The following is an 18922-nucleotide window of genomic DNA, read 5'->3' as shown; positions in this document are numbered from 1 at the left end:
CCGCGCGGCCGCATCTACCTGATCAAGCAGGTGCTCGAAGGCGAAGCGCCCACGCGCAAAACCCAGTTGCACCTGGACCGTTGCCTCACCTGCCGCAACTGCGAGAGCACCTGCCCCAGCGGCGTGGAGTACGGCCACCTGGTCGACATAGGCCGCAAGCTGGTTGACGAGCGCGTGCCGCGCCCGGCCGGCGAGAAGGCCTTGCGATGGGCGCTGAAAGAAGGCCTGCCTTCGCCGCTGTTCGCGCCCGCGATGAAAGCTGGCCAGGCCGTGCGCGGCCTGCTGCCCGCGGCCCTCAAGAACAAGGTGCCGCCCAAGCAGGCGGCAGGCGCCTGGCCCCGGCGCACGCACGCGCGCAAGATGCTGATGCTCGAAGGCTGCGTGCAGCCGGCCATGATGCCCAACATCAATGCCGCGACCGCTCGCGTGCTCGACGCGGCCGGTATCCAGACGCTGGTTGCGCCCAAGGCCGGCTGCTGCGGCGCCGTCAAGTTCCACCTCAACGACCACGAAGGCGGCAAGGCCGAGATGCGGCGCAACATCGACGCCTGGTGGCCGCATGTCTCGGCCGCTGAAGGTGTGGAAGCCATCGTCATGAACGCCTCCGGCTGCGGCGTCACCGTCAAGGAATACGGCCACATGCTCAAGGACGACCCGGCCTACGCCGCCAAGGCGGCGCGCATCAGCGAACTCACACGCGACCTCAGCGAGCTGATGCCCGAGCTGGTCGGCGAACTTCAAGGCAAGGTCGGCGCCAAGGCCGGCGCGCTGGTGTTCCACCCGCCCTGCACGCTGCAGCACGGCCAGCAGTTGCGCGGCGGCGTCGAGACACTGATGCATGCGCTTGGCTTCAAGGTGACGCTGGCCGCCACCGAATCGCACCTGTGCTGCGGCTCGGCGGGAACCTATTCCGTGCTGCAGCCCGACATCGCCTACCAGTTGCGCGACCGCAAGCTGGCCAATCTGCAGGCCGCGGCGCCCGAAACCATCATCTCCGCCAATATCGGCTGCATCACGCATCTGCAAAGCGGCACGGCGACGCCGGTGCGGCATTGGGTGGAAGTGCTGGATGAGGCGCTGACTCAGTAGCGCTCCGGGCAAGGCTGCTGACATGACGTTGTCAGTAGCAGGTCCGCACCATCGAGGCTTCTTTCACACAAGGAGCCATTCATGAAAAACGCCATCAGCTGGTTTGAAATCCCCAGCACCCAACTGGACAAAGCCCAGGCCTTCTACGAAACCGTACTCGGCTGCAAAATGCGCCGCGAAACCATGGGGCCCTCGGAAGGCGCGGTGTTTCCCTATGAAGCGCAAGAGGGCGTGGGCGGCGCGATCCTGGCCGGTCCCACGGCGCCTGCACCGGCGTCCGGCGGCACCTTGATCTACCTCGACGCTTCGCCCTCGCTCGACGCCGCGCTGGCGCGCGCCCTCAAGGCCGGCGGCAAGCTTGCCCTGCCGCGCCAGGCGCTGCCGCCCGGCATGGGCTTTTTTGCGCACATCACCGACCTGGACGGCAACCGCGTCGGCCTGCACGCCCTGGCCTGAACCGCGATGGGCCGCAAGAACTGGATTGCCGTCGCCAGCGCAGAGCATGCGCGGCGTGGGTGTGAGAATCCGGCCACGGGCTACATGCAGGTGTGCCACGGCAAATGCGCGCCGCTCAAGCGCGTGTTGGCCGGGGACCGCGTGGCTTATTACTCATCCACGCTGGCCATGGGCGGCAAGGACAAGCTCCAGCGCTTTGTCTCCATCGGCGTGGTGCAGGCCGGCGAACCCTATGCCTTTGACGCGGGCGGCGGCTTTGTGCCCTTCCGGCGTGACGTGGCCTATGTGGCCGCGCAGGAGGCCTCCATCCTGCCCTTGCTCGATGACTTCGAGTTTGTGGAGAACCGCCAGCGCTGGGGCTACAAATTCCGTTTCGGCTTGTTTGAGATCAGCGAGCACGACATGCGGCTGATTGCGCAGGCCATGCGGGCCGATGGCGCGATGCTGGGGTTTTGAAGCGCCCGGCCCCTCAAGCCTGAAGCGCGTAATCCAGGGGCAGCGCGGTGGTGTGCTTGACCACCTCCATCACAAAGCCCGAACTCACGTCCTGCAGTTCGGCCACTTTGATCAGGCGCTTGTAGACGCTGTCGTAACCGGCAATGTCGGGCACCACGACCTTGAGCAGGTAGTCGATGTCGCCCGACATGCGGTAGACCTCCACGACCTCGCGGATGGCGACGATGCCTTTGACGAAGCGCTGGGTCCACGCATCGTTGTGCAGGCTCGCGCGGATGCTCACGAAGGCGGTCAGGCCCAGGTTGAGTTTGACCGGGTCGCACAAGGTGACCTGCTGCTTGATGACGCCTTCGTCGCGCAGCTTCTGGATTCGCCGCCAGCAGGGTGTCGGTGAAAGGCTCACCGCCTGCGCCAGTTCATTCAGGCCCAGCGAAGCGTCGCCCTGCAACAACTCCAGAATCAGAACATCTTTTTTGTCCATACAGCCGAATTATTGGAAATTAATTCTAATTATGAGGGGATTTATAGCTGAATTTGCAAGTTATTTCTCGATCGGCAGGCCTATGATTCCGGCCAGGCATCAATACAAGCGGGCGCGCGCACCCCAAAAACCTAGGGATACGACCATGGAAAAAATTCTCCAGCTGTTCAAGGAACACCCTGACTCCGTAGGCGAGAGCTATTTCGAGCACATGTCCGCGTCTTTTTCATTTGCCGTGCCGCTGCTGTCGGCCGCCATCGCCGCGTTCATCCACGGCCTTTTCCCCTTCTTCTTCGTCAGGACGGGAAGCCGCATCGTCACCCGCCTGCATGAGCGCATGGTCCTTCACCGCGCCGGCAAGCAAGCCCAACAAGCCCCGCAATAGCGGCGAACGCTTCCGTCAGCCCAGCTCGCGGTAAAACACCGTCGTGCCCACCAGCCCGCCGCGCGGCAGCAGCGCATAGCCGGGAATCACCCCCACACGCTGCCAGCCCAGGCGCTGGTACAGCCGCTCGCCGCTGTCGCCGGTCACGGTGTCCAGCACCAGCAGCGTCTTGCCGCAATCGCGCGCCATGCTTTCGGCGGCACGCATCAAGGCCTCGCCCATCCCCTGGCGGCGCACGCGGCGGTGCACCAGCATCTTGGCCAGGTCGGCGCGGTGCGGCTGGTTCTCCGGCTGGGCCAGCACCAGCTGCACCGTGCCGCAAATGCCATGCGCGTCCTCGGCCACCAGCAGCGCGCGTTCGCCCGCCGCCACGCCCTCGGCCACGCCGCGCCAGAAGGCTTCGGCGTGCCCGCGCGAAAGAGGGTGCATAAAACTCACTGAGGCGTCGCCTTCCACGCAGTCGACCAGCAGGTCGGCGAGTTCGGTGATCTGCGCATCCGTCACGGAGTGCAGGCGGCGCAGCGACCTGGGTGGTGTGTTCATCATGGTGTTCAAGCGGGGTTCAAGCAAGCGGCTTAACGGTTAAAGGGATTGCACTCAGGCAGGCTTGAGCCGCACAACAGGCCGCTGCGGCTTGCGTCGCGCCACTTCTTCAAACCCGGCATCATCGAACATGGACTTCGCGCCGAACCACATGAAGTCGTCATGGGAGCGGCCGGGCTTGTCCACGGGGTAAGCCTCCAGCAGCGTCGCGCCCTGCTTTTGGGCATAGGCGATGGCCCCGTCCAGCAGCGCCCGCGCGACACCCTGGCCGCGATGTTCGGAAGGCACGACAAAACAGAGGATGGACCAGACCGCCAGTTCGTCGACCGGCTTCATCACGGGTGAGCGTTTCAGTTTGGCGTAATCCTCACGCGGCCCCAGCGAGACCCAGCCGACCGGCACCTTGCCGCGATAGCCGATCAGGCCGGGTGGCGTATCACCATGGGTGAGTTTCTTGAGGTCGGCGCGATTGGCCTGTGCCGCCGTGGTGCCCGCAGGCAACGGCCCGCGCTCGCCGCTTCGCCGGTAAAACATGCACCAGCAGCCGCGCGCCACCGAACAGCCCTTGGCGTTGAACAGCGCTTCAAGATCGGGCCAGCGCTCGGACGTGAGGGGGCGGACGGTGAGCTTCATGGGGGTAGGCGAGTGGACCGATATTTATAAGCAGCGCAGAGATGGTTTGTTAAACATCGGCAGTCGCACTGAGGTCGAAAATTTGTACTTGCGAGGCTTAATGTTGGCATGTCGACTGAATAGCGGCGCTAGGTCTTCCTTCCAGGAAGGTTGCGAACACTCGCCTGGGCGCGATGTTGAATAACATAGAGTCCGTGAACGAGGTTCTCTGTGATATCGAGTGCTGTTTCGAGTTGAAAGCCGTCTGGTATGTGGCCCCGATGGATGCTTGCGTGGCCCAGCTCGAGGGCTGCCGAGAGGGCGGCGTGTTGCACTTTCGATATGTAACCTTCGCTGTGAAATTTTTTCAGATTTTCAGCAAAAGATCCACCGTCCCCGACTTTATCGATCATGATGGCTTCAATGACTGCGCGGAGACCCATTGAGGCCAGAGCAGGTGCGCTGTTCTGAAGTGCGTTGTAGATCTCCTGCAGCAGTTTTGTTATGTGCCACTCGCGATCTAGCAGCGTAAACCACGTCGGCTGAGGACGGTAGATGGAAGGTGGGTAGTAGGCTTCATTCATGAGTGGGCGACCATCTTCATCAGTCTCTTCGCTAAACCAAGATCGATGACGAAGTCGCAACTGTTCGCAACCAGCGCACTGAAGCAGCATGTACTCGGACTCGCTCCACACTGCGTAGCGCCCATCTTCCGAGGACTTTGACAGTTTTTTTAGCACACGGTGATTACGCAAACCGCCGCAGGCATTGCAATGGGCTTGAATGGATTCGATGCGGGCCATGATATCTCCGGGAACGCCTAATGCCCGAATCGGCTTGGCTCGCGAAGCGGGTGCGATTTGAAGAAATTATCAGGTCGCTGCTGCACGGACTTGTATGCGACTAGAGCTGCCATAGTTTGCGGTGTGGCCCGGCCAATTTGTCCGCCTACCTATTGTTTCCACAGCAGACTCTTCTCGGCATCCGGCAAGTTTGAATAGGTGCCCGCTGGAATGTGTGGCGACTCTTGCGCGAGAGCGTCAACGCGCTGCCGGATTGACTCCAATGCCCCTAAATCTTCCTGTGGTTGCGCTAACCAGAGTTCAAGTTCGCGTCCGACCATGTTGTATCGAGACCCAGCTGTGCGGTGCTTCTCAGCCTTGTCATTAAAACCAAGGAAAGACTGCAGCGCCGAAAGTATCGCCGCTGCAATGCTCATGACACCTACCGACACCTGCCACCAGAATTCCGGCTTAGCCTGGAGTGTTGCGAACACGGACGTTCCCACAACAGTCGCGAAAATAACCGTGGGTAATCCAAAGATGAAATTTAAGCGTGAGTAGCGCTGAGCAGTCTGGTAATGCCGATACGCAACGGTTGACGCGCGTTCATACCAGCGGAGAGCGACAAGGCGTGAAGACATGGTTGTGCAGCCTAAGGTAATGTGTGCCGTAAACCCTGCGACATGAGCTGGCAATTGCAATCTAATCTGGGCATCAAACACTCCTGTAAGCCACTTGCACGCTGGGATTGAAAGAATATATTGCCTATTTACATAGACATCAAATTTTCGTGAGATATCGCAGTAGCCCATGAAGCTGCTGCAGGGTAGTTTGCACAATTAGTATCCGCACCATAAGCTCTTATTGCGAATGCTATTTTGGCGCGCGGTAAGCTGCAATCCTTCAACTACCCGACCCACCATGCGCCGCGCCGACCGCCTCTTCCATCTCGTCCAGCTGATACGCGGCCGGCGTTTAAGCACCGCCGAATTCCTGGCCAAGCGCCTCGAAGTCTCCGAGCGCACGATTTACCGCGACGTGGCCGACCTGCAGCACCAGGGTGTGCCGATCGAGGGCGAGGCCGGTGTCGGCTACCGGCTGGGTGCGGGTTTTGATTTGCCGCCGCTGATGTTCACGCAAAAGGAGGCCAATGCGCTGGCCGCTTCGGTGCGGCTGGCGCAGGCCTGGCTGGATCCGGCCATGGCCGGTGATGCGGAGGCGGCCTGGAGCAAGATTGTGTCGGTGCTGCCGCCGGCCGAGCGCGCGGCGGCCGAGGGTGTGCCGCTGTATGCGGTGGTGATCAATCCCGATGAGGCCACGCAGCTCAGCTTGCAGCTGCTGCGCGAGGCCGTGCATGCGCGCCGCAAGGTGGAGGTGCGCTACCTTGACGGGGCTGGGCGGGAAAGCCGGCGCGTGCTCTGGCCGCTGGGTTGTTTTTACTGGGGCAGCGTCTGGACGCTGGGGGCCTGGTGTGAAGCCCGGAAGGACTTTCGCAGCTTTCGGGTGGACCGCATGTCCGAGGTGAATGTGCTGGACCAGCGCGTGGGCCATGAGGCCGGCCGCACCTTGGCTGACTACCTGCGCTCGGTGAAGTCCCAACCCAAACCGGCCTGAGCCGCAATCAAGCTCAGGCTGCGAGCGCCGCTTCAATATCCTTGCCTAGATCCGCCGGCTTGTCGCTCGGCGCATAACGCCGTATGACTTTCCCGTCCTTGCCGACCAGGAACTTGGTGAAGTTCCATTTGATGGCCTTGCTGCCGAGCAGGCCGGGCGCTTCGGCCGATAGCCACTGGTACAGCGGGTGCGCGGCGGGGCCGTTGACGTCGATCTTGGACATCATGGGAAAGCTCACGCCGTAGTTGACCTGGCAGAACTCGGCGATCTGGTCGTCGCTGCCGGGGTCTTGCGACAGAAACTGGTTGCTGGGAAATCCCACCACCGCCAGGCCTTTGCCGGCGTATTGTTTGTACAGCTCTTCGAGCCCGGCGAACTGCGGCGTGAAGCCGCATTTGCTGGCGGTGTTGACGATCAGCATGACCTTGCCCTTGAAGGCGTCCAGCGCAATGTCTTTGCCAGTAATGTCTTTGGCCTGGAAGTCGTAAACCGTTTTTGCTGCGCTCATGGCGTGTCTCCTGGTTGAATGCTGCTTCAATGCGATTCTGCACCGCTCGCTGCGCTTTGGGTAGGTGCCATGGCGGCCAGCACCGCGGCCAGCACAATCAGGGCGCCGCCCAGCAACACGCGCGGCGTGAGTTCGGCGGCGCCCAGCGCGGCCGAGGACAGGCTGGCAAACAAAATTTCGGTCAGCATCACGATGGCCGTGGTGGCGGAGGCCAGGCGCGCGGCGCCGTACTGAAGGCCGGCGTTGCTGGCCATAAAGGCCACCGCGAGCCCCAGCACGATGGGAATGCCGGCCGCGGCCAGCGCCGGCGCGGGCACGATGGCCTGCGACATGCCGGCCAGCGCGGCACAAGCCGCCATCAGGCCGCTGCCGCCGAACATGGCCAGCATGCGCGATTCGCTGGGCGTGTGTTTGTATTTGCGCAGCACGGCGTTGGTCACCGCGAAGCTGAAGCCGCCCATGATGGCCAGCCAGTCGGCGCCGCTTTGCGGCACGGGCCAGGGCGACTCGGGTGTTTTGAGCACCACCAGCACGCCGGCCATGGCCAGCAGCAGGCGCAGCAGCGAAGCTGGCGTGGGTTTTTCACCCAGCATGACCCAGGCCACCAGCACCGACCAGGCGGGCATCAGGTAGAACAGCAGCACCACACGCACCACGTCGCCCACGGTCACGGCCCAGTTGAAGCCGACGTTGGTCATGCCTGAAGCCGCCGCCAGGAACCACAGCTGCGGGTGGGCCAGGAAGCCGCGCCAGGCCTGCGGGCGCAGGGTCAGCAGGCCGGCGACGACGACCGCGTAGACCAGCGCCGTGGTCCACAGCGGGTGCAGGCCGTGGCCCTGCAGCTGGCGCAGCGGCCACCAGGACACGCCCCAAATGAAGGCGTTCAGGGTCAAGGCGAGAACGGCTCTGGACGTGCCGCCGGGTACGGCGGCGCCTGTGGCATCAGGCTGCATCAGTGCGATTTATCGCTGCGGGCGATGCTCAGCAGGTGGTCGACCTGCTCTTTGTGTTTGACAAGGTTGCTTTTGTGCCAGCGCTGGATCAGCCACATGAAGCCGGCCACGACGATGCCGAAGGCGGTGATGGCGCCGAAGGCTGACAGGCCCATGCCGGTGGAGAGACTGTAGAAGGCGCCCAGGCTCAGGATGCAGGCCTGCTCGTTGAAGTTCTGCACCGCGATGGAGCGGCCGGCGCCCATCAGGTTGTGGCCGCGGTGCTGCAGCAGCGCGTTCATGGGCACGACCAGGAAGCCGCCCAGGCCGCCCAGCAGGATCAGGAAGGGCGCGGCCACCCAGACGTTGCCGATGAAGTTCATCAAAATCACCAGCACGCCCATGGCGATGCCCAGCGGCATCACGCTGGTGGCCTGGTCCAGGCGCATGCGCATGGAGGCCAGCACGGCACCCACGGCCGTGCCGATGGCGACGACGCCCACCAGTGAAGAGGCCTGCGTGGTGCTGTAGCCCAGCGCGGCCGCGCTCCAGGCCAGCACGATGTAGCGCAGGTTGCCCGACACGCCCCAGAACAGGGTGGTGGTGGACAACGAAATCTGGCCCAGCTTGTCGCGCCACAGCGCAGAGTTGCAGTTCCAGAAGTCGGGCAGCAGTTCGAGCTTGTTGCGCGGCATGGGCCGCATCTCGACGCCGGTGTCGGGGATGCGGGTGTTGAACCAGGCGGCGATGATGTAGAGCAGGATCAGCACGGCAATGGCGGCTTCGGGCGCCGAATCGATGCCGGTGTCGAAAACCGGGAAATCAAAGGACAGCAGCAGGTTGGACACGGTGTGGCCGACCAGCTGGCCGCCCAGCAGCACGCCCAGGATGATGGAGGAAATCGTCAGCCCCTCGATCCAGCCGTTGGCCTTGACCAGTTGCGAGGCCGGCAGCAGCTCGGTCAGGATGCCGTATTTGGCGGGCGAGTAGGCGGCAGCGCCCAGGCCGACGATGGCATAGGCCAGCAGCGGGTGCGAGCCAAACAGCATCATCAGGCAGCCGATGACCTTGATGGCGTTGCTGACGAACATGACGTTGCCCTTGGGCCGCGCGTCGGCGAAGGCGCCCACAAAAGGCGCGAGCACGACGTAAAACAGGGCAAACATGGGGACCAGCGCCGCCGGCTGCCACTTGGGCGCCCCGCTGGTCTTGAGCAGCTCGACGGCGGCCACGAACAGCGCGTTATCAGCCAGCGAGCTGAAAAACTGGGCCGCCATGATGGTGTAGAAACCGCGCTTCATTAAACTGTTGTGGTCATTGCGGCACTGCATCAGCCGATCTGATGCTGCAAGATATGGGTGAATGTCTCCAGACGATTCCGGTTTATAGCATGGGGGGCGGTGCCAGAATGCGGAAAGACCCTCGGATTGCCCCCAGCCCGCCGAACCGGCCACCCCACACCAACCTCACCACCGCGCCATGCCACGTCCCATTCTTGCCACCATCCACAGCGCCGCATTGGCCCACAACCTGGGCCGCGCGCGCGAGGCCGCGCCCGACGCCAAGGTCTGGGCCATCGTCAAGGCCAATGCCTATGGCCACGGCATCGAGCGTGTTTTTGACGCGCTGCGCAGCGCCGACGGCTTCGCCCTGATCGACCTGGCTGAGGCGCAGCGCCTGCGCGCGCTCGACTGGCGCGGCCCCATCCTGCTGCTGGAGGGCTGCTTCGACGCGCGCGACCTGGAGCTGTGTTCGCGCCTGGGCCTGTGGCACGCCATCCATTGCAACGAGCAGATCGACATGCTGGCCGCGCACAAGACGCAGCTGCCGCACCGCGTGTTCCTCAAGATGAATTCGGGCATGAACCGCCTGGGTTTTCCGCCCGAGCGCTTTCGCGCCGCCTGGACGCGCCTGAACGCGCTGCCGCAGGTCGAGGAGATCACGCTGATGACGCACTTCTCCGACGCCGACGGCCCCAAGGGCATAGCTGCGGCGCTGCAGGCTTTTGAGGCCGTCACGCACGACCTGCCCGGCGAACGCACGCTGAGCAACAGCGCCGCCACGCTGCGCCACGGCGCGCTGCTGGCCGGCCGCTCCGACTGGGTGCGGCCCGGCATCCTGGTCTACGGCAGCGCGCCCGATTTCCCTGAAAACACGGCGGCCGGCTGGGGCCTGCAGCCGACCATGACGCTGTCGTCAAAAATCATCGGCGTGCAACAACTCAAGGCCGGCGACACGGTGGGCTACGGCTCCAGCTTCACCGCCGACGGCCCGCTGCGCATAGGCATCGTCGCCTGCGGTTATGCCGACGGCTACCCGCGCCACTGCAGCACCGGCACGCCCATGCTGGTGGACGGCGTGCGCACCCGCATGGTGGGCCGCGTCAGCATGGACATGATCACGGTCGACCTCACGCCCGTGCCCGGCGCCGGCATGGGCAGCGAGGTGACCTTGTGGGGCCGCTCGGCCAAGGGCGCGGAACTGCCCATCGACGAAGTGGCGCAGGCCGGCGCCACGGTGGGCTATGAGTTGATGTGTGCGGTGGCGCAGCGCGTGCCGTTCGCGGTGGCGTAGAGCCGCTCTTCGCTCTTGATTCAGGGAGACATCATGGATACATCGGAACTGGAATACGCAGGCTTCTGGATTCGCGTTTGGGCGTCCCTCATCGACACTGTGTTGCTCTGCATACTGGTGTATCCCTTGCTCACGGCGATCTACGGCGATGCCTACTGGGAGAGCACGGATTTTGTCCACGGCCCCATGGACGTCCTGATTTCTTGGGTGCTGCCCGCCGTCGTGGTGGTGGTCTTCTGGCTGACGCGGCAGGCCACGCCGGGGAAGATGGCGATTGCCGCGCGCATTGTGGATGCCAAAACCGGCGACAAACCCACGACCAGCCAGCTGCTGATCCGCTATGTCGGCTACTTTGTTTCCACCATTCCACTGTGCCTGGGCCTCTTCTGGGTCGCCTTCGATGCGCGCAAGCAGGGCTGGCACGACAAGATGGCCGGCACGGTGGTGGTGCGCAAAAAGGCCGGCAGCACGCGGCCCGTGGAATTCGAGGCCTGAGCCGCTGATGACATCCGCCCCTCCCATCACTGTCCGTCCCGTCATGCCATCGGACTTCGCCGCATGGCTCCCCCTCTGGGCCGGCTACAACAGCTTCTACGGCCGCTCAGGCCCCACGGCGCTGGCGGGCGAGATCACCGCCATGACCTGGTCGCGCTTTTTTGATGCGTACGAACCAGTGCACGCGCTGGTCGCCGAATCGGGCGGTGAACTTGTGGGGCTGACCCACTACCTGTTCCACCGCAGCACGACGCGCATCGTGCCTGTCTGCTACCTGCAGGATTTGTTCACCGCCGAGTCGGTGCGCGGCCGCGGCGTTGGCAAGGCGCTGATCGAAGCCGTTTACGGGAAGGCCAAGGGCGCGGGCTGCGACCGCGTGTACTGGCAAACCCACGAAACCAATGACACGGCCATGCGGCTGTACGACCAGGTGGCGGATAAATCCGGTTTTGTGGTTTACGCCAAGCCCTTGTAGCCCGGCCGCTCCCTCAAATCACCGTGGCGCGATCTTTGCGCCGGTGATATGACGCCTATGTGTTTCATGTTTTGCCTCTCTTGGTTGTGTTCGGAGGGGGGTGACGTGTCAGGACAGGCTGGCCAGGTGGGTTGTGGCGGCAGCCGCAAGCTTGCCGTCGAAAGTGGCCAGCGGGCATTTCAGTTCGGCCGCCAACCAGAGATAAGAGGCGTCGTAGGCGGACAGTTGATAACGCAGCGCCAGTTCGGCAACGGCCACCGGATCGACCGGGTGCAAATCAATGGCCATTTCGCTGGCCTCCACCAGGCCGATCAAAGCGTGGGGCTCGCCGCGCCGGCTTTTTTCGACCGCCACACTGGCAATCTCGCAATGAAAAATGTGGGGTGCGTGCAGCGTGCGGCCATCGATGCTCTGGCGGGCCTGCTCCTGCCATTCTTCCGCGAAAACAACGCCGGCCACGGTGCTGCAATCGACCACCAGCGGCGGGCGTGAAAGATAGTGCGCCGGTGGTTCGGCCACATGCAGGGTGCGCTGCGCGCCGCTCACCGGCTGTCCCTGTCCTGGCGAATGATGTCGATGCTGGAGAGCTGGCCGGCTATCGGCTTGGGAAATTTCTCTCGCATGGAGGCAACGACTTCTTCGGGCGTTTTCCAGCCTTGCCGCACGATGGGCCAGCCGCGCTGGTCATAAGCGACGATGCGCGGCCGGCCGCGTTCGCCGGGCGCATCCGCTTGCTGGGCGGAACCCTCGGTCACCGCTTGCTCCACCATGGCCATGAGTTCCCCCTGGAGAGATCGGTGATGGCGGGCAGCCCGCAGGCGCAGGGCTTGCGCCCAGTCCTCGGGGACGTCTTTGATCGACAGATTAGGCATGATGCGGCTCCAAAATAGAACTGGTTCCACTTTGGCGCCGTTTTGACGCTTTGTCAATAAAGGCCGTGTACTTTGGCGTGAAGCCGGGCCAGGCCCAGCAGCGCATCGGTGCCGGGCGTGGGCACGCCGGTCAGCTGGCCGAGTTCGCGCACGGCCGATACCAGCGCGTCGAGCTCCACCGCCTTGCCGGCTTCCACGTCCTGCAGCATGGAGGTCTTGAAGGCCCCCAGCTTGAGCGTGACGGCGTGGCGGTCTTCGGGGCGCTGGTCTATCGTGATGCCGATGCGCGCGCCGACCTCCTTGGCTTCGAGCATGACGCCGGAGATAAAACCACGCACCAGCTCGTCGCCCATGATGAGGTCGGTGGTGGCGCCGGTCAGCGCGCTGATGGGGTTGACCGTCATGTTGCCCCAGAGCTTGAACCAGATGTCTTTCTGGATCTGGTCGGACACCAGCGCTTCGAAGCCGGCTTTTTCGAGCAGCGCGGCGAGTTGTTGCACGCGGGCCGTCTTCTCGCCCGAAGGCTCGCCGATGATGAGTTTGTTGCCGAAGTGGTGGTGCACCTGGCCGGGCTCGTCGAGCGAGCAGCTCACGTGCACCACGCAGCCGACGATGTGCTGCGCCGGGATGGCTTGGGACAACTCACCGCTGGGGTCGACCGAGCTTAAACGCTGGCCCGCGAGCGCGCCGCCAAAACCCTGCAAGAACCACCAGGGAACGCCGTTCATGGCGGTCAGCACCAGCGTGTTGGGGCCCAGCAGCGGGGCGATGTGGCGCGCCACCTCGGGCAGTGAAGGCGCCTTGACGGCCAGCACCACGACGTCCTGCACGCCGAGATCGGCCGGCACCGCGCTGGAAGCCACCGCCTGCGCCGTAACCTTGCCGCCCTGGTTCAGGCGCAGGCCGTGCAGTTGCAAGGCCTGCAGCGTGGCGCCGCGCGCCACCACGCTGACGCTGCAACCGGCGCGCGCCAGCCCGCTGCCTATCCATCCGCCTATGGCGCCCGCGCCGTAGATACATACCTTCATGCTGTCGCCCATGGTTCTCTCATAACAATCACTGTCCGCCCGACAGAGCTGGGTGGCGCCTGTGCATCAGGGAATGGTGAAGGTCTAGCCTTCAGGCGTGAAGCCGACTGCTTTCACCAAGGGGCCCCACAGCTCCGTGTCGGCCTTCAGCATCGCGGCCAGTTGTGCCGGCGAGGTCGGCGCGACTTCGAGGTAGGACACCGCGAGCCCGTCGATCACCTCCTGCGAGGCCAGCGCGCTGCGGATACCGGCGTTGAGCCGTTGCACCACGTCCTGCGGCGCCTTGGCCGGCAGGAAGAAGCCGAACCATTCGGTGAACGCCATGTCCTTGAAACCCTGCTCCACCAGCGTGGGCGTGTTCGGCGTGAAGCGGCTGCGCTTGGGGCCGCTGGTGGACAGCAACCGGCATTTGCCGGCCGCCACGTGCTGGGTGAATTCGCCGGTGGGGCCGGACACGGCGGCGATCTGCCCGCCAATCATGTCCAGCACCGCGGGCTGGGTGCCGCGGAAGGCGACGTGGCGCAGGTCCACGTTGCCGGCGCGGCCCAGCAGCGAGCCGATGAAGTGCGGCGACGAACCGGCCGCCGGCGAGCCGAAGTTGGCCTGGCCGGGGTTGGCCTTGCACCAGGCGAGGAAGTCGGGCACGGTCTTCACGCTGGCCGGCACCATGGGGCCGACGGCAAAGCCGTAGTCAAAAATGGCGGCGGCGGAGACCGGCGTCAGGTCGGCCACCGGGTCGTAGGGCAGCTTTTTGTAGGTGTGGGGGTAGATGCCCAGCATGGACATGGGCGTCAGCAGCACCGTCGCGCCGTCGGGCGCGGCCGTCTTGACGAACTGCACGGCGATCTGGCCGCCCGCGCCGGTCTTGTTCTCGACCACGGCGCTTTTGGCATAGCCGGGGTGCAGCTTGTCGGCCACGCGGCGCGAGACGATGTCGGCGGTGCCGCCGGGCGCGAAGCCGGCGATCACCTTGGTGCTGTCGATGGCCTGCGCCCAGGCTTGCTGGCCTATGCCGGCGAGCAGGGCGGCGGCGCCGGATGACTGGATGAGTTGGCGGCGGGAGATGTCCATGGTGTGTCCTCGGGGAGTCGGTGGGGCTGGAGGGAAGGCGAAAAAGCTATTGTCTGTGCAAGCGCGGCTTTGTGCACATCAAACGGAATTCAGGCCAGGTGCGCGGCCAGGTTGTTCCGCTTGCCTTCATAGACCGGCGCTGCCTCGTCGATGTGCAGCGTCATGCCGACGGCATGCTGCGCGAACACAGCGTCCAGGTGGGCGTTGGCGGCGGCCAGCAGGGCGTCGCCGGCGCGCTTTTTGAGCGCTTCGCTGCGGCCCGGCGTGATCAGCAGGTTCAGGTAGATAAAGGCCCGGCCGGGTTTTCCGTCGGCCACCGCGAAATGCGGCGCCGGCCAGGCCATGACGCGCGTTCCGGTGACCGGAAACAGCGGCGAGGCGCCGTCTTCGCCGCGCAGCGCCACCAGTGTGGCGGCCAGGGTGTTGCAAAGCCCGCCCATGTCAGTCAGGGCGTCGAGGTTGGCGGTGTATTGAATGTTCAGGTGCGGCATGGCAAGGTGCGGGTGTGGATGGTGCAAGGGCAGAGCCCGCCATCATGACCAAAATACAAAAGCTGGTTATTTGTACAGTAACATCGCGCATGGCCAAAGACAAAACGATTTACACCTGCAGCGAATGCGGCGGCAGCAGCCCCAAATGGCTGGGCAAATGCCCGCACTGCAACGCCTGGAACACCCTGGTCGAATCGGCCGCCGAAAGCGGCGCGCCGGCCAAAAACCGCTACAGCAGCCAGTTCCAGTCGCTGGCCAAGGCCTCCGACGTGACCGCGCTGTCCGACATCGAAGCCACCGACATGGAGCGCACGCCCACCGGCCATGAGGAGCTGGACCGCGTGCTGGGCGGCGGCATCGTCGAAGGCGGCGTGGTGCTGATAGGCGGCGACCCGGGCATCGGCAAGTCCACCTTGCTGCTGCAGGCGCTGGATTCGCTGCAGCGCGCCGGGCTCAACACCTTGTACGTGACGGGTGAAGAGAGTGGCGCGCAGGTCGCGCTGCGTTCGCGCCGGCTCGGGTTGGACGGTTCGCAGGTCAAGGTGCTGGCTGAAATCCAGCTTGAAAAAATCCTCGCCACGCTGGAGGCCACACAGCCCGCGATCGCGGTGATCGACTCCATCCAGACGGTGTATTCCGACCAGCTGACCTCGGCGCCCGGCTCGGTCGCGCAGGTGCGTGAATGCGCGGCGCACCTGACGCGCGCGGCCAAGTCCAGCGGCGTGTGCATCGTGCTGGTGGGCCATGTGACCAAAGAGGGCGCGCTGGCCGGCCCGCGCGTGCTGGAGCACATGGTGGACACGGTGCTGTACTTTGAGGGCGATACGCATTCAAGCTTTCGCCTGGTGCGCGCCATCAAGAACCGCTTCGGCGCGGTCAACGAGATCGGCGTCTTCGCGATGACGGAAAAAGGCCTCAAGGGCGTGGCGAATCCCAGCGCGATCTTTTTGAGCCAGCACAGCGAGCCGGTGCCCGGCAGCTGCGTGCTGGTGACGCTGGAAGGCACGCGCCCCATGCTGGTCGAAATCCAGGCGCTGGTCGACAACGGCGGGCCCAGCCCGCGCCGCCTCTCGGTGGGCCTGGACCGCGACCGCCTGGCCATGCTGCTGGCCGTGCTGCACCGCCATGCCGGCGTGGCCTGCATGGACCAGGACGTGTTCGTCAACGCCGTGGGCGGCGTGCGCATCAGCGAGCCGGCGGCCGACCTGGCGGTGATGCTGGCCATCACCTCGTCGCTGCGCGGCAAGCCGCTGCCCAAGGGTTTTATCGCCTTTGGCGAAGTCGGCCTGGCTGGCGAGGTGCGGCCGGCGCCGCGCGGCCAGGAGCGCCTGAAGGAAGCCGCCAAGCTCGGCTTCAGCGTGGCCGTGGTGCCCAAGGCCAACGCGCCCAAAAAACCGATTGAAGGCCTGACCATCCACGCCGTGGAGCGGGTGGAAGAGGCCATGAACGTGGTGCGCGGCCTGGGCTGAGCGCCAAGGAGAAGATGCCATGAAACTCGCCGCCATCTCCGACATCCACGGCAACCTGCCGGCGCTCGAGGCCGTGCTGGCCGACATCGCGCGGCAAGGCGTGGACCAGACCGTGAACCTCGGCGACATCCTGAGCGGGCCGCTGCAGCCGGCCGAAACGGCCGACCTGCTGATGGCGCGCAACTTCACCACGATTCGCGGCAACCATGAGCGGCAGGTGCTGGAACTGATCGACCAGGGACAGTATCTCGACCCTCTCAGCACCGACGGCTACACGGCGGGCCAGCTTACGTCGGTGCACCTGGACTGGATCCGCTCGCTGCCTGCCAGCCTGGAGTTGGCCGGTGGCGACGTGCTGCTGTGCCACGGCACGCCGGCCAGCGATTTGATTTACTGGCTGGAAACCACGGTTCCGGGTTTTACCGGTGGCGGCGCGGGCCATGCCACCGGCATACGCCCGGCCACGGCCGGTGAAGTGCAGGAGCGCCTGGGTGCGGCGGTGCAGGCCGGGCATTCGCTGGTGCTGTGCGGCCACACCCATGTGCCGCGCCTGGCGCAGTGCGGCGGCGTGCTCATCGTCAACCCCGGCAGCGTCGGCCTTCAGGCCTATGACGACGAACACCCGCATCCCCACGTGGTGGAAAACGGCGCGCCGCATGCGCGCTACGCCATCGTCGAGAAGACCGATGGGGGCTGGCGGGTGGACTTGCGCGCCGTGCCTTATGACCACCTGGCGCAATCGCGGGTGGCGGCGGGCCGCGGGCGCGCCGACTGGGCGCATGCGCTGGCCACGGGCTGGGCGGCGCGTTCAGCCTGAATAGGGCTGAAACGGCCTACGCACTCCCCGCAGTCCGGGCGGCCGCCGGGCCTGCGAAAATAGCGCCATGAATTTCCAGAAAATCCTTGTTCCCCTGGCTGGCGTCGCAATCGTCGTATTGGCCTACCGCACCTACGACTGGGCCGGCGTGGCCGCGGTCGCCACCGGCCTCGTTATGTGGGTGCTGCTGCATTTCACGCGCATGATGCAGGTCCTGAAACGCGCGGCCAACCGGCCCATAGGCTATGTCGACAGCGCGGTCATGCTCAACGCCAAGCTCAAGCCCGGCATGACGCTGATGCACGTCGTAGCCATGACGCGGGCGCTGGGCCAGCTGCTGTCGCCCAAGGACACGCAGCCAGAGATCTTCCGCTGGGGCGACGCCGGCGAATCGCATGTCACCTGCACCTTTGTGGGCGGCAAACTGACGCACCACGAGCTTTTCAGGCCGGCGCAGGACGCGGCGCCGCCCGCCCCGTAAAATCCGTCATTCAGGTTTTCCGGGCGACGCCCTCTCGCTTGCCCCCTGCCTGGTCATCCCGCATCACCCCACCCAGAACAAGGATCCCATCATGTCCCCACTAGCACCCTCCATGGCAGACCGCGACGGCAAAATCTGGATGGACGGCCAGATGGTCGACTGGCGCGACGCCAAGATCCACGTGCTGAGCCACACCCTGCACTACGGCTGCGGCGCTTTTGAAGGCGTGCGCGCCTATAACGCCACCGGCGGCACGGCGATTTTCCGGCTGGAAGAGCACACCGAGCGCCTCTTCAACAGCGCCAAGATCCTGCGCATGAAGATTCCGTTTACCCAGGACGAAGTCAACGAAGCCACCAAGGCCGTCGTGCGCGACAACAAGCTCGAGTCCTGCTACATCCGCCCGCTGACCTGGATAGGCTCACAGAAACTGGGCGTGTCGCCCAAAGGCAACCAGATCCACCTGATGGTCGCGGCCTGGCCCTGGGGCGCCTACCTCGGTGAAGAAGGCATGAAGCGCGGCATCCGCGTCAAGACCTCCAGCTACACGCGCCACCACGTCAACATCACCATGACGCAGGCCAAGGCGGTGAGCAACTACACCAACTCCATCCTGGCCAACATGGAAGCGCTGGACGACGGCTACGACGAGGCGCTGCTGCTCGACGCCTCGGGTTTCGTCAGCGAAGGCGCGGGCGAGAACATCTTTGTGGTCAAGGGCGGCGTGGTGTACACGCCTGATCTTTCGGCCGGCGCGCTCAACGGCATCACGCGCAACACCATCCTGCACATCTGCAAGGACCTGGGTCTGGAACTGGTGCAAAAGCGCATCACGCGCGACGAGGTGTATATCGCCGACGAGGCTTTCTTCACCGGCACGGCCGCTGAAGTCACGCCCATCCGCGAACTCGACCGCATTGAAATCGGCGCCGGCTCGCGCGGCCCCATCACCGAAAAAATCCAGAGCGCCTTCTTTGACATCGTCAACGGCCGCAATCCGAAATACGCCCATTGGCTCGCCAAAGTCTGAGTCCGCACCATGACCACCACTACCTCTTCTTCTGTTGAACTGCTGGCTTCGGACCTCAATGCGCAGGGCGGTGTCTACTGCCCCAGCCCCAAGGCCGACATGAAAATCTGGAACAGCCACCCCAAGGTTTACCTGGACGTGGCGCGCACGGGTAGCGCCAAGTGCCCATATTGCGGCACGGTGTACGCACTGAAGGCCGGCGAACACTTCGGCAGTGGGCATTGATCCACCCCGAAGCGGCCCGCCGCAACGGACTGTTTG

26 protein-coding genes are annotated in these 18922 nt (G+C 64.5%); 13 read left to right on the top strand and 13 right to left on the bottom strand.

Features of this window, described 5'->3' with window-relative positions:
* From glcF to ACLV8F_RS15455, 3 genes are all read left to right on the top strand, one after another.
* On the top strand, window positions 1–1089 hold a 1089-nt coding region (glcF, locus tag ACLV8F_RS15465; RefSeq protein WP_411885089.1), incomplete at its 5' end, for a glycolate oxidase subunit GlcF.
* Between the two features lie 81 nt (window positions 1090–1170).
* A complete protein-coding gene (locus ACLV8F_RS15460; RefSeq protein ID WP_411885088.1) occupies window positions 1171–1545 on the top strand; it encodes a VOC family protein in 375 nt (124 codons plus the stop codon).
* A 6-nt stretch (window positions 1546–1551) separates the two neighbouring features.
* Complete coding sequence (locus tag ACLV8F_RS15455) at window positions 1552–2001, top strand: EVE domain-containing protein (protein WP_411885087.1); 450 nt, start codon at window positions 1552–1554, stop codon at window positions 1999–2001.
* A 13-nt stretch (window positions 2002–2014) separates the two neighbouring features.
* On the opposite strand, the gene ACLV8F_RS15450 is transcribed toward ACLV8F_RS15455, so the two are convergent.
* Window positions 2015–2482: an Lrp/AsnC family transcriptional regulator gene (locus ACLV8F_RS15450; RefSeq protein ID WP_411885086.1), complete on the bottom strand. Its 468-nt coding sequence runs from the start codon at window positions 2480–2482 to the stop codon at window positions 2015–2017.
* A 145-nt stretch (window positions 2483–2627) separates the two neighbouring features.
* Here ACLV8F_RS15450 and ACLV8F_RS15445 point away from each other — a divergent pair, with 145 nt between their 5' ends.
* Entirely contained in the window at window positions 2628–2867 is a 240-nt protein-coding gene (locus ACLV8F_RS15445) for a DUF6356 family protein (protein WP_411885085.1), read from the top strand.
* A gap of 15 nt (window positions 2868–2882) precedes the next feature.
* On the opposite strand, the gene ACLV8F_RS15440 is transcribed toward ACLV8F_RS15445, so the two are convergent.
* The 4 genes from ACLV8F_RS15440 to ACLV8F_RS15425 all read right to left on the bottom strand — a co-directional run bounded on the left by ACLV8F_RS15440 (window position 2883) and on the right by ACLV8F_RS15425 (window position 5445).
* On the bottom strand, window positions 2883–3413 hold the full coding sequence (locus tag ACLV8F_RS15440; protein WP_411885084.1) for a GNAT family N-acetyltransferase: 531 nt from the start codon (window positions 3411–3413) through the stop codon (window positions 2883–2885).
* 51 nt (window positions 3414–3464) lie between these two features.
* Window positions 3465–4043 carry a GNAT family N-acetyltransferase gene (locus ACLV8F_RS15435; RefSeq protein WP_411885083.1) on the bottom strand — a complete coding sequence of 193 codons (579 nt, stop codon included), beginning with the start codon at window positions 4041–4043 and terminating at the stop codon, window positions 3465–3467.
* Between the two features lie 128 nt (window positions 4044–4171).
* Entirely contained in the window at window positions 4172–4825 is a 654-nt protein-coding gene (locus tag ACLV8F_RS15430; protein ID WP_411885082.1) for a DUF4145 domain-containing protein, read from the bottom strand.
* 149 nt (window positions 4826–4974) lie between these two features.
* Complete coding sequence (locus ACLV8F_RS15425) at window positions 4975–5445, bottom strand: SLATT domain-containing protein (RefSeq protein ID WP_411885081.1); 471 nt, start codon at window positions 5443–5445, stop codon at window positions 4975–4977.
* Window positions 5446–5725: 280 nt separating this feature from the next.
* On the opposite strand from ACLV8F_RS15425, the gene ACLV8F_RS15420 reads away from it, so the two are divergent.
* A complete protein-coding gene (locus tag ACLV8F_RS15420) occupies window positions 5726–6418 on the top strand; it encodes a helix-turn-helix transcriptional regulator (RefSeq protein WP_411885080.1) in 693 nt (230 codons plus the stop codon).
* Between the two features lie 13 nt (window positions 6419–6431).
* On the opposite strand, the gene ACLV8F_RS15415 is transcribed toward ACLV8F_RS15420, so the two are convergent.
* From ACLV8F_RS15415 to lplT, 3 genes are read right to left on the bottom strand one after another with little or no spacing between them, the layout of a single operon-like run.
* On the bottom strand, window positions 6432–6926 hold the full coding sequence (locus tag ACLV8F_RS15415) for a glutathione peroxidase (protein WP_411885079.1): 495 nt from the start codon (window positions 6924–6926) through the stop codon (window positions 6432–6434).
* Between the two features lie 26 nt (window positions 6927–6952).
* Window positions 6953–7879, bottom strand: a complete 927-nt coding sequence (locus ACLV8F_RS15410) for a DMT family transporter (RefSeq protein WP_411885078.1) — start codon at window positions 7877–7879, stop codon at window positions 6953–6955.
* Window positions 7879–9159 carry a lysophospholipid transporter LplT gene (lplT, locus tag ACLV8F_RS15405; protein ID WP_411885077.1) on the bottom strand — a complete coding sequence of 427 codons (1281 nt, stop codon included), beginning with the start codon at window positions 9157–9159 and terminating at the stop codon, window positions 7879–7881. Before lplT ends, ACLV8F_RS15410 begins: the two co-directional genes overlap by 1 nt.
* A gap of 178 nt (window positions 9160–9337) precedes the next feature.
* Here lplT and alr point away from each other — a divergent pair, with 178 nt between their 5' ends.
* The 3 genes from alr to ACLV8F_RS15390 are packed head-to-tail and all read left to right on the top strand — an operon-like array spanning window position 9338 to window position 11402.
* Window positions 9338–10432, top strand: coding sequence for an alanine racemase (gene alr / locus ACLV8F_RS15400; RefSeq protein WP_411885076.1), 1095 nt, complete (start codon window positions 9338–9340; stop codon window positions 10430–10432).
* Between the two features lie 33 nt (window positions 10433–10465).
* Window positions 10466–10927: an RDD family protein gene (locus ACLV8F_RS15395; protein ID WP_411885075.1), complete on the top strand. Its 462-nt coding sequence runs from the start codon at window positions 10466–10468 to the stop codon at window positions 10925–10927.
* A gap of 7 nt (window positions 10928–10934) precedes the next feature.
* Window positions 10935–11402 carry an N-acetyltransferase family protein gene (locus tag ACLV8F_RS15390; protein WP_411885074.1) on the top strand — a complete coding sequence of 156 codons (468 nt, stop codon included), beginning with the start codon at window positions 10935–10937 and terminating at the stop codon, window positions 11400–11402.
* 108 nt (window positions 11403–11510) lie between these two features.
* Here the strand turns inward: ACLV8F_RS15390 and ACLV8F_RS15385 are convergent, their stop codons facing one another.
* From ACLV8F_RS15385 to ACLV8F_RS15365, 5 genes are all read right to left on the bottom strand, one after another.
* Entirely contained in the window at window positions 11511–11948 is a 438-nt protein-coding gene (locus ACLV8F_RS15385; protein ID WP_411885073.1) for a type II toxin-antitoxin system VapC family toxin, read from the bottom strand.
* Complete coding sequence (locus tag ACLV8F_RS15380) at window positions 11945–12274, bottom strand: FitA-like ribbon-helix-helix domain-containing protein (protein WP_411885072.1); 330 nt, start codon at window positions 12272–12274, stop codon at window positions 11945–11947. The genes ACLV8F_RS15385 and ACLV8F_RS15380 overlap by 4 nt, the downstream gene beginning before the upstream one ends.
* A gap of 53 nt (window positions 12275–12327) precedes the next feature.
* The gene (locus ACLV8F_RS15375; RefSeq protein ID WP_411885092.1) at window positions 12328–13302 is read right to left on the bottom strand and encodes a 2-dehydropantoate 2-reductase; all 975 of its coding nucleotides are present in this window, start codon (window positions 13300–13302) and stop codon (window positions 12328–12330) included.
* Between the two features lie 84 nt (window positions 13303–13386).
* Complete coding sequence (locus ACLV8F_RS15370; protein WP_411885071.1) at window positions 13387–14373, bottom strand: Bug family tripartite tricarboxylate transporter substrate binding protein; 987 nt, start codon at window positions 14371–14373, stop codon at window positions 13387–13389.
* An 89-nt stretch (window positions 14374–14462) separates the two neighbouring features.
* Window positions 14463–14864 carry a 5-carboxymethyl-2-hydroxymuconate isomerase gene (locus ACLV8F_RS15365; protein ID WP_411885070.1) on the bottom strand — a complete coding sequence of 134 codons (402 nt, stop codon included), beginning with the start codon at window positions 14862–14864 and terminating at the stop codon, window positions 14463–14465.
* Window positions 14865–14953: 89 nt separating this feature from the next.
* Here ACLV8F_RS15365 and radA point away from each other — a divergent pair, with 89 nt between their 5' ends.
* The 5 genes from radA to ACLV8F_RS15340 all read left to right on the top strand — a co-directional run bounded on the left by radA (window position 14954) and on the right by ACLV8F_RS15340 (window position 18886).
* Entirely contained in the window at window positions 14954–16333 is a 1380-nt protein-coding gene (radA, locus tag ACLV8F_RS15360) for a DNA repair protein RadA (RefSeq protein ID WP_411885069.1), read from the top strand.
* Between the two features lie 19 nt (window positions 16334–16352).
* Complete coding sequence (locus tag ACLV8F_RS15355) at window positions 16353–17150, top strand: metallophosphoesterase family protein (protein WP_411885068.1); 798 nt, start codon at window positions 16353–16355, stop codon at window positions 17148–17150.
* 67 nt (window positions 17151–17217) lie between these two features.
* Window positions 17218–17631 carry a glycerate kinase gene (locus ACLV8F_RS15350; protein WP_411885067.1) on the top strand — a complete coding sequence of 138 codons (414 nt, stop codon included), beginning with the start codon at window positions 17218–17220 and terminating at the stop codon, window positions 17629–17631.
* 91 nt (window positions 17632–17722) lie between these two features.
* Window positions 17723–18661, top strand: a complete 939-nt coding sequence (locus ACLV8F_RS15345; RefSeq protein ID WP_411885066.1) for a branched-chain amino acid transaminase — start codon at window positions 17723–17725, stop codon at window positions 18659–18661.
* Window positions 18662–18670: 9 nt separating this feature from the next.
* Window positions 18671–18886 carry a zinc-finger domain-containing protein gene (locus tag ACLV8F_RS15340; protein WP_411885065.1) on the top strand — a complete coding sequence of 72 codons (216 nt, stop codon included), beginning with the start codon at window positions 18671–18673 and terminating at the stop codon, window positions 18884–18886.
* The last annotated feature ends 36 nt before the right edge of the window (window positions 18887–18922 follow it).

Source organism: Polaromonas sp. YR568, assembly GCF_943369675.1.
Taxonomy (GTDB): domain Bacteria; phylum Pseudomonadota; class Gammaproteobacteria; order Burkholderiales; family Burkholderiaceae_C; genus Polaromonas.
The sequence above is the reverse complement of the archived record's forward strand: the minus strand, read 5'-3'. Positions and strand labels throughout refer to the sequence as shown.

Coding starts and splice junctions, on each gene's coding strand:
- ACLV8F_RS15460 (WP_411885088.1), top strand. CDS start 1,171: ATGAAAAACGCCATCAGCTGGTTTGAAATCCCCAGCACCCAACTGGAC.
- ACLV8F_RS15455 (WP_411885087.1), top strand. CDS start 1,552: ATGGGCCGCAAGAACTGGATTGCCGTCGCCAGCGCAGAGCATGCGCGG.
- ACLV8F_RS15450 (WP_411885086.1), bottom strand. CDS start 2,482: ATGGACAAAAAAGATGTTCTGATTCTGGAGTTGTTGCAGGGCGACGCT.
- ACLV8F_RS15445 (WP_411885085.1), top strand. CDS start 2,628: ATGGAAAAAATTCTCCAGCTGTTCAAGGAACACCCTGACTCCGTAGGC.
- ACLV8F_RS15440 (WP_411885084.1), bottom strand. CDS start 3,413: ATGATGAACACACCACCCAGGTCGCTGCGCCGCCTGCACTCCGTGACG.
- ACLV8F_RS15435 (WP_411885083.1), bottom strand. CDS start 4,043: ATGAAGCTCACCGTCCGCCCCCTCACGTCCGAGCGCTGGCCCGATCTT.
- ACLV8F_RS15430 (WP_411885082.1), bottom strand. CDS start 4,825: ATGGCCCGCATCGAATCCATTCAAGCCCATTGCAATGCCTGCGGCGGT.
- ACLV8F_RS15425 (WP_411885081.1), bottom strand. CDS start 5,445: ATGTCTTCACGCCTTGTCGCTCTCCGCTGGTATGAACGCGCGTCAACC.
- ACLV8F_RS15420 (WP_411885080.1), top strand. CDS start 5,726: ATGCGCCGCGCCGACCGCCTCTTCCATCTCGTCCAGCTGATACGCGGC.
- ACLV8F_RS15415 (WP_411885079.1), bottom strand. CDS start 6,926: ATGAGCGCAGCAAAAACGGTTTACGACTTCCAGGCCAAAGACATTACT.
- ACLV8F_RS15410 (WP_411885078.1), bottom strand. CDS start 7,879: ATGCAGCCTGATGCCACAGGCGCCGCCGTACCCGGCGGCACGTCCAGA.
- lplT (WP_411885077.1), bottom strand. CDS start 9,159: ATGAAGCGCGGTTTCTACACCATCATGGCGGCCCAGTTTTTCAGCTCG.
- alr (WP_411885076.1), top strand. CDS start 9,338: ATGCCACGTCCCATTCTTGCCACCATCCACAGCGCCGCATTGGCCCAC.
- ACLV8F_RS15395 (WP_411885075.1), top strand. CDS start 10,466: ATGGATACATCGGAACTGGAATACGCAGGCTTCTGGATTCGCGTTTGG.
- ACLV8F_RS15390 (WP_411885074.1), top strand. CDS start 10,935: ATGACATCCGCCCCTCCCATCACTGTCCGTCCCGTCATGCCATCGGAC.
- ACLV8F_RS15380 (WP_411885072.1), bottom strand. CDS start 12,274: ATGCCTAATCTGTCGATCAAAGACGTCCCCGAGGACTGGGCGCAAGCC.
- ACLV8F_RS15375 (WP_411885092.1), bottom strand. CDS start 13,302: ATGAAGGTATGTATCTACGGCGCGGGCGCCATAGGCGGATGGATAGGC.
- ACLV8F_RS15370 (WP_411885071.1), bottom strand. CDS start 14,373: ATGGACATCTCCCGCCGCCAACTCATCCAGTCATCCGGCGCCGCCGCC.
- ACLV8F_RS15365 (WP_411885070.1), bottom strand. CDS start 14,864: ATGCCGCACCTGAACATTCAATACACCGCCAACCTCGACGCCCTGACT.
- radA (WP_411885069.1), top strand. CDS start 14,954: ATGGCCAAAGACAAAACGATTTACACCTGCAGCGAATGCGGCGGCAGC.
- ACLV8F_RS15355 (WP_411885068.1), top strand. CDS start 16,353: ATGAAACTCGCCGCCATCTCCGACATCCACGGCAACCTGCCGGCGCTC.
- ACLV8F_RS15350 (WP_411885067.1), top strand. CDS start 17,218: ATGAATTTCCAGAAAATCCTTGTTCCCCTGGCTGGCGTCGCAATCGTC.
- ACLV8F_RS15345 (WP_411885066.1), top strand. CDS start 17,723: ATGTCCCCACTAGCACCCTCCATGGCAGACCGCGACGGCAAAATCTGG.
- ACLV8F_RS15340 (WP_411885065.1), top strand. CDS start 18,671: ATGACCACCACTACCTCTTCTTCTGTTGAACTGCTGGCTTCGGACCTC.